The 12024-nt window shown below is 65.1% G+C and carries 11 protein-coding genes; 9 read left to right on the forward strand and 2 right to left on the reverse strand.

Translation table 11 applies throughout. The features are described from left to right. Window positions 1–127 precede the first annotated feature (127 nt). Window positions 128–409 (forward strand): hypothetical protein, encoded by a 282-nt coding sequence (locus BH683_RS06145; protein WP_084835393.1) that lies wholly within the window; start codon window positions 128–130, stop codon window positions 407–409. Window positions 410–490: 81 nt separating this feature from the next. Here BH683_RS06145 and map read toward each other — a convergent pair whose 3' ends face one another. Then, entirely contained in the window at window positions 491–1282 is a 792-nt protein-coding gene (gene map / locus BH683_RS06150; protein WP_084835394.1) for a type I methionyl aminopeptidase, read from the reverse strand. 175 nt (window positions 1283–1457) lie between these two features. Here map and BH683_RS06155 point away from each other — a divergent pair, with 175 nt between their 5' ends. The 6 genes from BH683_RS06155 to BH683_RS06180 all read left to right on the forward strand — a co-directional run bounded on the left by BH683_RS06155 (window position 1458) and on the right by BH683_RS06180 (window position 8637). Then, window positions 1458–2552, forward strand: a complete 1095-nt coding sequence (locus BH683_RS06155; protein ID WP_084835395.1) for an LLM class flavin-dependent oxidoreductase — start codon at window positions 1458–1460, stop codon at window positions 2550–2552. Continuing rightward, window positions 2552–3175, forward strand: coding sequence for an FMN reductase (locus tag BH683_RS06160; protein ID WP_084835396.1), 624 nt, complete (start codon window positions 2552–2554; stop codon window positions 3173–3175). Before BH683_RS06155 ends, BH683_RS06160 begins: the two co-directional genes overlap by 1 nt. Before the next feature lie 252 nt (window positions 3176–3427). Next, window positions 3428–3937: a lipoprotein LpqH gene (locus BH683_RS06165; RefSeq protein WP_084835397.1), complete on the forward strand. Its 510-nt coding sequence runs from the start codon at window positions 3428–3430 to the stop codon at window positions 3935–3937. Window positions 3938–4023: 86 nt separating this feature from the next. Next, window positions 4024–5754 (forward strand): hypothetical protein, encoded by a 1731-nt coding sequence (locus tag BH683_RS06170; protein ID WP_084835398.1) that lies wholly within the window; start codon window positions 4024–4026, stop codon window positions 5752–5754. After that, window positions 5745–7109: a CHAT domain-containing protein gene (locus tag BH683_RS06175; RefSeq protein WP_094647288.1), complete on the forward strand. Its 1365-nt coding sequence runs from the start codon at window positions 5745–5747 to the stop codon at window positions 7107–7109. The genes BH683_RS06170 and BH683_RS06175 overlap by 10 nt, the downstream gene beginning before the upstream one ends. Window positions 7110–7353: 244 nt before the next feature. Beyond that, window positions 7354–8637: an HNH endonuclease signature motif containing protein gene (locus BH683_RS06180; protein WP_246833214.1), complete on the forward strand. Its 1284-nt coding sequence runs from the start codon at window positions 7354–7356 to the stop codon at window positions 8635–8637. A gap of 166 nt (window positions 8638–8803) precedes the next feature. Here the strand turns inward: BH683_RS06180 and BH683_RS28820 are convergent, their stop codons facing one another. Then, entirely contained in the window at window positions 8804–9421 is a 618-nt protein-coding gene (locus tag BH683_RS28820) for a hypothetical protein (protein WP_210405168.1), read from the reverse strand. A gap of 83 nt (window positions 9422–9504) precedes the next feature. On the opposite strand from BH683_RS28820, the gene BH683_RS06190 reads away from it, so the two are divergent. Next, window positions 9505–10845: a hypothetical protein gene (locus BH683_RS06190; RefSeq protein ID WP_084835401.1), complete on the forward strand. Its 1341-nt coding sequence runs from the start codon at window positions 9505–9507 to the stop codon at window positions 10843–10845. Window positions 10846–10853: 8 nt separating this feature from the next. Further along, entirely contained in the window at window positions 10854–11978 is a 1125-nt protein-coding gene (locus BH683_RS06195; RefSeq protein WP_348639213.1) for a hypothetical protein, read from the forward strand. Window positions 11979–12024 lie beyond the last annotated feature (46 nt).

The following is a 12024-nucleotide window of genomic DNA, read 5'->3' on the forward strand; positions in this document are numbered from 1 at the left end:
GTTCCCGCACTACGTGCGGTCGTTGACAGCAACTTCACAGGCTGACCATGGATGCCGGTAAGTTTCGATCCCTATCGTTGAACGCAGTCGGTTGAGGTGTCGCCGATGTCAACGAAGGAGTGGGCACATGGAGGTCAGGAAGGCCATCTCAGCGGCCGCCGTCACCGGTGGAATCAGCCTGGCGGCGTTGGGAATCGGGACCGGTACGGCGACGGCGAACGCAGCTGTTGCGCCTGAGGGAACAGCTGTCGGCCAGACGTCGCAGGTTGTTCCTGCGCTCGGCGCGGTGAAGCGGCCTGATCTCGAGACGTTCGACTACCGTGGCCAATCGGTGACACCGGTCTTCGACGATCGCAAACAGGGGTGGGGATTCTGGTTCTTCGGACTCTGGGTACCCGTGGTGCTCTGACACTGGACGCCCGCCATGGATCGTTCGACACCACTTCGGGCCCCGGATGGGCACGCCGAGGGCACTGCTCCCTCGGCGACCTCAGGCGGGGACGGATGTGGTGGACACGCTCTGCTGTGTCAGTACCAACGGTTCGCCATCGGTGATGGCGATGGTGTGTTCGCTGTGAGCTGTTCGGGATCCGTCGGCAGAGCGGATGGTCCACCCGTCGTCGTCATAGACGATCCTGTCGGTGGTTCGGGCCAGCCAGGGCTCGAGGGCGAGGGTCAAACCTGGTTTGAGTTTGAGGCCTCGTCCCGCGCGTCCGGTGTTGGGCACGTGCGGATCTTCGTGCATGGTGCGGCCCAGCCCGTGCCCACCGAACTCGGTGTTGACGGGGTACCCGTAATCGGCAGCCACCGCGCCGATGGCCGCGGAGATGTCGCCCAGGCGGTTGCCGGCCCTCGCGGCCGAGATTCCAGCGACCAACGCACGTTCGGTGGCCTCGATGAGGCGTTCGTCCTCGGGGCGCGGGGTGCCGACGATGATGCTGCGCGCGGAGTCGGCAACCCACCCATTGATCGACACCGCGATGTCCATCGTCAGCAGGTCGGAATCGCGAAGGACGTAATCATGCGGAAGTCCGTGCAGCACTGCGTCGTTCACCGACAGGCAGATGACGTTTCGGAACGGGCCTCGCCCGAACGAGGGGGAGTAGTCCCAGTAGCACGACTGCGCGCCGCGATCGTCGATCAACCGGCGGGCGCGGTGCTCGAGGTCCAGTAAGTTGACCCCGGGCTCGGCTCGGTGCGTGAGATCGTCGAGCAGGTCGGCAATGAATGCGCCGGTGACCCGCATCTTTTCGATCTCTGTGGGCGTTTTCAATTCGAGCACGATCGCTCCCTTCCCTCGGCCCGCGTGGCCGGTATTTAAATACCACTGTAGCCGACATGGCCGGTATTTTCATACCGCACCGGATTGTGACAGTCGGATGGTCGGGAACGATGAAATAAATCGGACCGCGGTCCGGTTAGTGTGATTGTAGCTTCCAACCTAGGAGGTAGGCATCATGCAATTCGGAATCTTCACCGTCGGTGACGTCACCGTCGACCCCACCACCGGCCTCGAGCCGACCGAGAACGAGCGCATCAAGGCGATGGTCGCGTTGGCCAAGAAGGCCGAGGACATCGGACTCGACGTGTTCGCCACCGGCGAGCACCACAACAAACCGTTCGTCCCGTCGTCACCCACGACGATGCTCGGATACATCGCTGCGCAGACCGAGACCCTGCAGTTGTCGACGTCGACGACGCTGATCACAACGAACGACCCGGTGAAGATCGCCGAAGACTTCGCGATGCTCCAGCATCTCGCCGACGGCCGGGTTGACCTCATGCTGGGCCGCGGCAACACCGGTCCGGTCTATCCGTGGTTCGGCAAGGATATCCGTCAGGGCATCCCGCTGGCCATCGAGAACTATCATCTCCTTCGCCGATTGTGGCGTGAGGAGAACGTGGACTGGCAGGGCAAGTTCCGCACCCCGCTGACGTCATTCACCTCGACGCCGCGTCCACTCGACGATGAGCCGCCGTTCGTCTGGCACGGCTCCATCCGCAGCCCGGAGATCGCGGAGCAGGCAGCCTATTACGGCGACGGCTTCTTCGCGAACCACATCTTCTGGCCCACAGAGCATTACAAGCAGTTGATCGGGTTCTATCGGGAGCGCTTCGAGCACTATGGTCACGGCACCGCTTCGCAGGCGATCGTCGGGCTCGGTGGTCAGTTCTTCATCCGCCCGAAGTCGCAGGATGCGGTCAACGAGTTCCGTCCCTATTTCGACAACGCGCCGGTCTACGGGCACGGGCCCTCGCTCGAGGAGTTCACGGAGCAGACCCCGCTGACCGTCGGTAGTCCGCAGGAGTTCGTCGACAAGACGCTGACCTTCCGCGAACACTTCGGCGACTATCAGCGTCAGCTGTTCCTGGTCGACCACGCGGGTCTGCCGCTGAAGACCGCTCTGGAGCAACTCGACCTTCTGGGTGAGGTATTACCTGATCTGCGTGCAGGATTCGCCGAAGGCCGGCCCGCGGATGTTCCCGATGCCCCGACGCACACATCGTTGGTGGCAGCCCGGACGCTCGCCGGCGTCGAGGCGGTCGGTTGATGAGCATCGTGCGTATCGCGGTTGTCAGTGCGGGTGTGAGCGAGCCGTCGTCGACGCGACTGCTGGCTGATCGTCTCGCGAATTCGATTGCCGGGCAACTGGAATCCGTGCAGGTGGACGTGATCGACCTGCGGGACATCGCGGTGGACGTGGCCCAGGGCATGCTGAGTGGTTTTGCGATCGGTGGTGCCCGGGACGCGGTCCGTGCCGTCGAGGAGGCGGATGCGGTGATCGCTGCGACCCCGGTGTTCAACGCCTCGTACAGTGGGCTGTTCAAGTCCTTCTTCGACATCGTCGACAAGGACACGTTCGTGGGCAAACCGGTACTGATCGCCGCCACGGGCGGTAGTCCGCGGCATTCGATGGTGCTCGACCACGCCCTGCGACCGCTGTTCGCCTACCTGCGCGCGGTGGTTGTCCCGAGCGGCGTCTACGCGGCATCCGAGGACTGGGCGGCAGGATCAGGCGATACGGCGACATTGGCAGATCGGGTCGAACGGGCGACCGGCGAGCTGGCGGCGCTTCTCGGCGGGCGGGTTCGTCGGGCCGAGCAGGTGGATACCGAGGAGGCCGGGATCTCGAACTTCGCTCGGTTGTTGGGCGACTCGCTCTCGCAGAGTTGAACCTCGCAGGTCAAGAGCTCGGGACCGAGCTGTCGTGTCATTGACTGACTTCTGGGGAGACATCGTGCGCGGATATCGGCGAACGCGGATACCTGGGCAGATGCAGGGCAACAATGCTCCTGGGAGTCGCGACTGACCAGATCCTCGCCGTCAGCGGTGAGAGGAAAATTGGGATCGGTAGCCGAGGGTGCGGTTTGTACTTCTCTCATGACGGCGCCACTTCAGGCGACGCATCAACGAAAGGGAAGACCAATGAAACGAGTCCTCGCAGCCACCGTCGGACTGATCGCCGCAGTCGGAATCTTGTCGGCCTGTTCTGATGACAGCAGCAGCAGTGACAGCAGCCCCGCCGCTACCCCGGCAGCGAGCACCGCTCAGACAGGCGGAACCGAGATCTCGACCAGCGGCAACACCGAGGTCAAGGTGGAGGGCAAGGACCTTGCGGGTGTCGATCTGGACTCGGTCACCTGCGTCAAGCAGGCCGGCAAGATCAACGTGGCCAGCGGATCCTCCGGCGGCCAGCAGGGTGTCGCGGTCGTGATGACCGACGAGGCCACTCCCAAGGTGGAGTCGCTGGGTCTGGTCGTCGACGGCAGCGCGCTGGCGGTCTCGGACAGCATGGGTATGGCGGTCGGTTCCGCCGAGGTCTCGGTCGACGGTGACACCTACACGATCACCGGTGAGGCCGAGGGCGCGGACATGAAGAACCCGACCGCAGGAATGATCAAGAAAGAGTTCACGATCAAGGTCACCTGCAACTGATCAACTCTTCTCGGGTGGCGGCGGGCGTGCAGTGCACGCCCGCCGCCTTCTTGTCCCGGTGATCCCGCCCTCAATAGGATGCCTTCATGTCGGTTCCGGGTGAGCTCGAGCGTGCACGCCAGCTGGCGTTTGCCGATGATCAGGCCGGCGCACAGGCTCTGTTGTTGTCGCTGATGCCGCAGATCGTGGAGTTGGACAGAGATGACCTGGCGCTCGAAGTGTTCGCGCAGCTGGGCGAGGTGTATCTCGTCCGAAGCGCCTACGACGGTGTCGCAGAATGTGTTCGACGAATTCGAGACTGTGTCTCGATCTATGTTCAGATCGCCGCGGACCCGTACTCGAAGGACGCGGCGCAGGTGACACTTCCTGCTGCGGTCGTCGACGAGATGGTCATCCGGTACACCCGTCGGGCAGATCACCTGGAGATCGGGCTCGCCGCCGCGGCCGGTGACCACGAGGCGGCGGCTGCGGGTCTCGCCGAGTTGATCGGACAGAGCAATTCCGGCTCCGCTCCCAATCTTGCCGGCGAAGCCCTCGAACTGATCATGCGGGCCCGCATCAGCTGCGCAGTCGCGCTAGCCGACGACGACGATCACGTCAGCGCGGAGATCCTGTGGGACGCGGTGCTCGCCGCTCTCGACGAGAGCGAGCGGACCGCCGAGTCCGACCACCTCTGGGTACTCGTCGGAATCGGATATGGACGGTTCTGTGTGGAGACGGGACGCCTGCACGAGGCAGAGCCGTACCTGCGTCGCGCAGGCGCCAGAGCGGAGCGGCGCGGATGGGGCTTGGCCTCGGCGCGAGTGCTGTTGGAGCGGTCAGCGGCGGCGTGGTCGCGATCTGATGTCGTGGACACCGAACGTCTTCTCACGCTTGCCTACCCGGTCATCGCACAGCATGCAATCGCCCATGATGTCTCACGATGCTGGCTGTACTTCGGGCTCACCCGGATGGCGGCGGGCGCACTGGAAGCGGCCGACGAGTGCTTCCAGCACGCCCAACGCCACTGGGAAGAACTCGGCAGGCCGCTGCACGTAAGTCGGATACTGCTGCAGCGCAGTTGGATCGACATCTTTCGCGGCCGCTACGCACAGGCGCGCGACGCCATCGAACAGGCCCGCGCCATGCTCGACTCGAGCCCGCGATCCACGTGGCTCCAGTACGCTAGGCTCGACGATCTGCTCGGTTCGGCATGGCGTGCGGAAGCACTGGCGGACATGGGATTTGATGGGGCGGGTGAACCCGACGAGGGGTGGCGCGAGCTGGAGGCGAGACTGGCCGGATCGCGTGGCGTCGTAGACGCGGCGCCCGGCACCGAGGGTTACGACAGGGCGATGCCGAAGTTCGAACGTGCCGCGGACCTGAAGATTCCCGCGGCTCTGGCGGTCGACAGCGTGCGGCACACCCTCGCTGATGCGACTGCCCGGCTGCGCTGGACAGCGGCGGTCTCGGCCCCGGTGCTCGCCGGGGCGTTTGCCGTTGCCTGGGAGTGGGAGAACGTGGCACTGGTGGCAGAACTCATCGAATACCAGAGTGCTCGAGGTACTTTCACCACCGAACCTGACCCCTCGATGGTTGCCGACTGGGAGGTGACAGCGACCGCCGCGACCCCCGCAATGGCCGACATCTCCGAGGCAGCGTTCGCGGGGGGTACTGCCGTCGCCACCCCGTCGGCGTTGACCAGGCTCGGGCCGTTGCCGTCACTGCAGATGGATCCGGCGGGGCCGGCCGTGCTGGCGCGATATCGCGCGCTGGCGCAAGGGCGTTATGGCCGCGTGGTCACCAGCTCCGACCCTCTCTGGGCGACGTGGCCGTGAACGGCGTCGGTGGTGTCACCCTGGTGCTCAGGTTTGCCGATGTGGGGGTCGCGACCTACGGCAGTCTGCGGGTCGTGGGCGATCCCACGCGGACGGTGACGTGGGTGGTGGCGGACTCGCACCTGACCGCGGTGGCGGAGGAACTCGATGCGGCGTTACCGGTACCGCATGGGGAAGAGACGACCGAGGACGCGGTCGGCAGGGCGTTGACGGCCGGTCCGCTGGCGTCGCCCGACGCAGAGTTGCGTTGGTCGTACCACCTGGGATCGCTCCTGCTCTCCGAAGAGGCGTGGGCATTGCTGTCGGAATGCGTCGCGGATCCGCGGCCGACGCTGTTCGTCACTCCCACTGCGCGTCTCGCGCAGACGCCTTTCGCGATGCTTGCGGTGCCGACTGCGTCACCCGTGACGAACGGGTCGGTCGAGACCGCGCCCGCCGAATCAGGTGTCGGCCCGGAACTTCCGGACATTGCCGAGCTGACCGATGGTTACCGACTGATGGAGATCGCCGATGTGGTGATGGCACCGCCCGTCAACATCGTTCGGGCGCCGCGGCGCGCAATGAGCTGGGAAGACCGGTGCCACAACCCGCCGGTGTTGATTCTTGATCCGCGCGTGCCCGGTCAGCGCCCAGATTCTCCACTCGGGTCGGTCCTGGGACGACCTTCATCGTCAAGTCCTGTCGCGCAGCATTTCGCAGGGATCCTCGAGTCCGAGCCCGCCCTTCCTGATGTCGGGTCTGCAGTGGAGTTGTTCCGGCGCAGCGACATCGACCGGAACTGGTTGTCGAGAATGTTGAAGGACGAACCAAGCCGCCTGCTGTTCGTCGGACACGCGAGTGCGGCGCCCGGCGACGCCGGGTACGCCGAGCGCGCTGCGATCCACCTGGCCTGCCCCGAGGCCATTCCCGGATACGCCGATGCGGTGGGAACACACCGCCCGTTCACCGCGGCCGATCTGTTGGCGGATACGTCTCGGTGGCCGATGCCGCCGCGGGTGGCCTTGGTCGCCTGCGCATCTGGCAGTGACTACCGGTTCGACGAAGCGACGGGCATGGTTGCCGCGGTGATCCTCTCCGGCGCGGAGGTCGTCACGGCCACCCTGTGGTCACTGCCGACGAATGCCGGTTACCGGCGATTCTCACGGGACGCAGCCACCGAGGACACCGACCTGATGGCGGAACTGATCGTCGCGGTCGATACCGCACACCGGGCCGATGACGCGGCACGCTCCGTCGGTCGCTGGCAACGGGCGCAGATGCGGCGGTGGCGGGAGGGGGATCAGAGCGCCCACCCGATCTACTGGGGGGCGCTCGTGACTTTTGTCGTGCGCGCGAATCAGACTCTGCCGTCGTGATCACCGTCGACCGTGCCGAAACTCGCGCCGAGCGTGCCCTACCGAACGCCGAGCGTGCCGAAACTCGCGCCGAGCGTGCCCCTTTGGACATCGAGCGTGCCCTTTTCGCTCGCGCCGACGATGTCAGACCCCTTTGATATTCTGGTTGCGGGCAGTCCTCTGAACATCGAAAGACGTTGCAACACAATCTAATAAACAGAATCGAACACTTGTGCTAACCCAAAAAGCGCGGTACATTCATCCCATGGACTTCCGGGGGCTGTTCGAACACCTATCAACAATGGCGGCAGATCCACTGCTGCTCACCTCACTCGACGATCTGGCATTGTCTGACGAAACCGTCTTTGCGTTGCGGGCCAAGAACGTGCTCGATGCGTTGTTGTTTCGCTTCACCGGCGACCTCGACAAACGGGGGGTCGCCAAGACACTCGGCGCGGACTCGACCGCGGCACTACTGCAGTCGGTGCAGGTCTCACCAGCCGTCGCGCAACGCTATGTCCGCGTCGGCCGCGCCCTTGTCTCCGTCCCCTCGGTCGCTGCGTACGCCGTGGACGGGACCCTGTCCGCAGAACACGTGGACGCAATCGTGAAGGGATTGAACCACATCGACCGACGCGACCCGGACCTGTCAGAGGCTGATCGTGCTGACTGCATCCGTGGTTTGTTGACCGAAGCCCGTATCTTCACGCCGGCCGCGGTCGTCGAACGGGCCCACGACATGGCGATTGCCCTGTCCCCGCCGGATAAAGAGATCCCGGACGCCGAGAACGACGAGTTAAATGAGGTGACGTTCGGGACTGGTGATGATGGGCGCACCCACGGCACCCTCGATCTCGACAAGACTGTCGGGGAGAAACTGGCCACCGCATTGCGACCGCTGGCCAAGCCCGTTCCCGAACCCGACGGATCACCCGATCCCCGCACCACACCGCAACGTCTCGCCGAAGCGCTCGGCAAGGTCCTGGACTCTTTCTTCGCCCATCAGGACCGGCCCACCGAGGGTGGCGTGAAACCGCGAGTGACGATGACGGTCTCCGCTGAGCAACTGCTGGCGTTGCAGTTGAACGGCATCCCAGGCGCCACGACACCCACGCCAGCGCCGTCGTTTGAGTGGACCGGGCCGGTCTCGACCGCCACCGCGCAGACAATCGCCTGTGATGCGGTGATCACCAAGATCGTGCTCGACAACAACGGGGTGCCGCTGGACGTGGGACGTGAACACCGCACTGTCACAACAGCAATCAGAAAAGCACTTACGGTGCGGGACAAGGGATGTGCGTTTCCTGGCTGCGGCTGCCCCGCCGGTTGGACGGACGCGCATCACATCAAGTTCTGGAGCGAAGGCGGCGAGACGAGCCTGGCCAACACCGTTCTGCTGTGCCGCCGGCACCACAACTATATCCACCACAAAGGCTGGGCCGTGTTCATCGGCCACGACGGACACCCCTGGTTCATCAAACCGGGCACCACAGAACCGCTGCGCTCCCATGCCCGCCGCACCATGACCACCGAACCACTCGCCGCCTGACGGCCCACAGATTTACGAGAAACTACGTCGACGACGCAGTCCCAAGCTACTACCGCAGCACCGGTGAACACTTGTGCAGCTAGAACATTGACAATTCCATAGTGTGAGCCTTGGGCGACGAACTCCGAAACTGTTCCCGTGTGCGACATTCAGCCAGCATCTGGTGTCAGGCCTTGGCGACGGTGATCGCGATCGTCGATTCGTCTGCAGTGCGATAGTAGACGGCGACCACGCTCCCCGGCGTCACCGCATTCACGGATGTGGCTGGAATGAAGGCGGTTTCACGGGAGGCGAACTGTCCGCCGTCGGTCTTGCTGACCATGAGGTCGACAGTGATCTCCCGATGGTCCTCGATCACGGCGCCGGTGACACGCATTGCGGTCACGACGCCCTGGGATCGGTTTCCCCGTCGAACGAGGTCGATCTTCTCGGTGGTCGTCAGTCCTTTACGGATCAGCATGTGGTCGAACGCCGCACGCGCTGCGATCATGTCGTCGGCGAGGGCGAGATCGGTGGGCCGGTCTGGATCGAACCTGACCGCGACCACCACTCCGGGCCTCAGGTCGAGCGGAGTGCCGTGGCAGGTGGAGGTTGTGAGAGCCCCACGGAACCGCTCGCCTGAGACGGTTTCGACGTCGACGGCCACGGCGGCGCCGGGAGATCGGTCTGCGGTGCCGGACACCGTCCCGACGCCGATCACGAGAGCGCGCTCATTTGCCGCGGTGCGGCGGTGAGAGATCGGGGTCGTCACAGTGGTCTTCAGGTGAGAAAGTCGTGTTCGCATGAGACAAGGTTCTCGTCCGCCGGCGGCTACCGATCCCAAGTTCGGTACTGGTCCGCCCGGCGGCCTCGGTCTACGATCGCCTGATGAGTACGGGGCTGCAAGTGTCGACCGACGTGTCGGTGGCCCGTCCGCGCAGGGCGGTGATCGACGAGGCATGGCGTCGCATCGGTCCTGGGCTCGATGTGCTCAGTAGTTCAGACGGGGGACCGCTTCGTCGCACTGTCAAACGCATCCTCGATCCGCTGGTGTTGCGGCTGCGCGTGAATCCGCAGTTCTCCACCCCGATTCTCACGGGCGAGGCAGCGGTCGATGTCGACGCATTGATCGCAGCCCATGGCCGCGAACTATTGCTGACCGCTCGGTGGTTCACCCACCTGAAGAAGGCGCGCAGGCGGCTCCGGATCACCACCGGTAATGCCCAGGAGATGTACTTTCCGGTCTGTTTCGAACTCGCCGTCACCGCGGGGGAGCCGCCGGCCGATGCAGATACCGTCGCAGAGACGATACTGCGCGAACTACATGGGAACCGGGACCGAACTGCTGGTGCGGTTCTCACCGATCACCTGTCGGATCCGGTGGTGGTGGACAAACTCGCCCGGCAACTGGAAGACAGCTGGAATGACGTGTCGCCGGGCGGCGCTATCACGGGGCCGTTTCTCTCGGGTCTGTCCGCAGTGCTGGGGCGTGCAGACGATCACCGCTCCCGCGGCGCCCGGCAGCGGGTGTGGTCGGCGCTCATCGCCGACGAGACACCGTTCAACCTGGGGGCGTTCGCTCGGGACGAGGTGGCAGTGCTCCCGTGGTCTATCGTCGACGTCGGTCTGAGTTCGTCTGCCCCACAGCAACGTCCGACCGTCATCGGAGAACAGCGAGGCGAGCGGCCGCTCGATCGCACGGTTGCCGAGCGGGTCCGCGCCACCCTGCGCCGCGGTCTCGACCAGACGGAGCTCCCTGACGTCCCACTGCTGTGCGACGAGGAGGTGGATCGCGCTTGTGCGCCGTGGGGGCTACTCGGCGAAGATCGACAGGCCACGTTGATCGCCGGCATCGAGGTCGCTGTCGACCTGGCACCCCTCGATGAGAAGCACGGTCCCACCACTGATTTGGCGATGCAGATCCAAGCGCGGTTGCGCAAAGAGGCGTACGTGCTGCATGCGCGGCGCTGCCTTGCCGGGGGAGCGGCATTGCACCCGCGCCAGCAGCGGGTGGTCGATGATCTCCGGGCCTTCGCCCGTCCCTACCTGAGCCGGCTGTGGGCCAGATTGCATGGTCGCGACGTGTGGCAGGAAACATGCGCCGACGTCGACGATGTCCGAGCGCTTCTGGATGGGGTGGCGCGATCGGCGAGTCTGGACCAGCGCCAGCGCATCAAGGCGATGCTGGAGAATGAACTGGCCCCGGCTTCGGGTGCGGCGGTGATATGAGGCTGCACGTGCAATCGGGACTGTGGACAATCGGTGCAGACACCGAAGGGCCGCCGTTGGTCGCCGTACTCGAGGTCGGTGACGCAGTGATGTCATGGACTGTTGATGTGACAGGCCCGCCTCAGATCACCTTTCTCGATCACGATCAGGCGGATTGGCTGTGGCACGTGGTCGGGGAAGCCGGCCACATCGCCCTCGCCGCGGGCATGGCAGATCCGGCTGTCGGGCCCGGCTCCCTCGAGATCGGTGGCGTCGAGATTGTCGCAGGCGCACTCGAGGTGCCGCAGCGGCTCGCGCTCGGGCACTGGCTGCGCCGCTGGTGGCCGACCAGTGTTCGCGACGCGATCGGACCGCTGGACGCAGCCCTTCTCGATGCCGAGGTCGCAACACTCACGGCGGATGCCCAACATTTCTTTCCTGCCGACACCTTCGACTCAGATGTGGCCGCATTGCTGGCGCCGCACGCGGCAGCCCTGACCCGGCACGTACGCGGCGGCGATCACCGGGTCGTGCAACTTGTCTCGCGTGCGGTCGAGTTGGTGGAAGAGACGGGCGCCGCCGCGGGCCCTGACTCGGCGCTGTGGCTCGATCTCGCGGACGCGCTGGACAAGTCGGATCTGCACGCACCGGCAGGAGTCGGCCGACAGGACGAGTACGCCCTCGCGGCCGGCAACCCGACCGGCTCGAATCTCGACGGGATCGCGCGGGGTACGGCCACCATCAAATGGGGCGCGGTTCCGCCGCACACCTTCGATGCCGCCGAGAACACAGCGGAATGGCTGGTCCCGAACGATTTCGGCGACGCCACGGCAACAGCGGTCGTCCGGACGATGGTGATCGGAGGCGACCCTTCGGGTATCGCCGTCACGTTGCGGTCGGGTGGGATCGTCGGCGCAGCCGAACTGGACGGCAGTGGTGCCGCCAGAATCGCGCTCCGAACCGGTGAAGACACTCCATCGGAGTCAGAGTTGTGGGGCCATGATTGGTCGTCGACCGCACTGACGGTGGGGGCGGCGGTATCGGAACCGGTACAAGCCCGCGAACGGGCGCGGGCCTTCGTGCGGGCGCGCCTCGCGGCCCCGCCCGCCGACGCCTTCCTTGCCGAGATCGTGGCGGCCGAGTCCGACTACTGACCTGCCCGGGCACCCGGAATTGGTGGGTTCTGGTGATGCTGACCTG

This window comes from Williamsia sp. 1138 (assembly GCF_002095435.2).
Lineage (GTDB): Bacteria > Actinomycetota > Actinomycetes > Mycobacteriales > Mycobacteriaceae > Williamsia.

What these genes read in the sequence shown, in the direction of transcription:
- BH683_RS06145 (WP_084835393.1), top strand. Translation starts at nt 128, where the DNA reads ATGGAGGTCAGGAAGGCCATCTCAGCGGCCGCCGTCACCGGTGGAATC.
- BH683_RS06155 (WP_084835395.1), top strand. Translation starts at nt 1,458, where the DNA reads ATGCAATTCGGAATCTTCACCGTCGGTGACGTCACCGTCGACCCCACC.
- BH683_RS06160 (WP_084835396.1), top strand. Translation starts at nt 2,552, where the DNA reads ATGAGCATCGTGCGTATCGCGGTTGTCAGTGCGGGTGTGAGCGAGCCG.
- BH683_RS06165 (WP_084835397.1), top strand. Translation starts at nt 3,428, where the DNA reads ATGAAACGAGTCCTCGCAGCCACCGTCGGACTGATCGCCGCAGTCGGA.
- BH683_RS06170 (WP_084835398.1), top strand. Translation starts at nt 4,024, where the DNA reads ATGTCGGTTCCGGGTGAGCTCGAGCGTGCACGCCAGCTGGCGTTTGCC.
- BH683_RS06180 (WP_246833214.1), top strand. Translation starts at nt 7,354, where the DNA reads ATGGACTTCCGGGGGCTGTTCGAACACCTATCAACAATGGCGGCAGAT.
- BH683_RS28820 (WP_210405168.1), bottom strand. Translation starts at nt 9,421, where the DNA reads ATGCGAACACGACTTTCTCACCTGAAGACCACTGTGACGACCCCGATC.
- BH683_RS06190 (WP_084835401.1), top strand. Translation starts at nt 9,505, where the DNA reads ATGAGTACGGGGCTGCAAGTGTCGACCGACGTGTCGGTGGCCCGTCCG.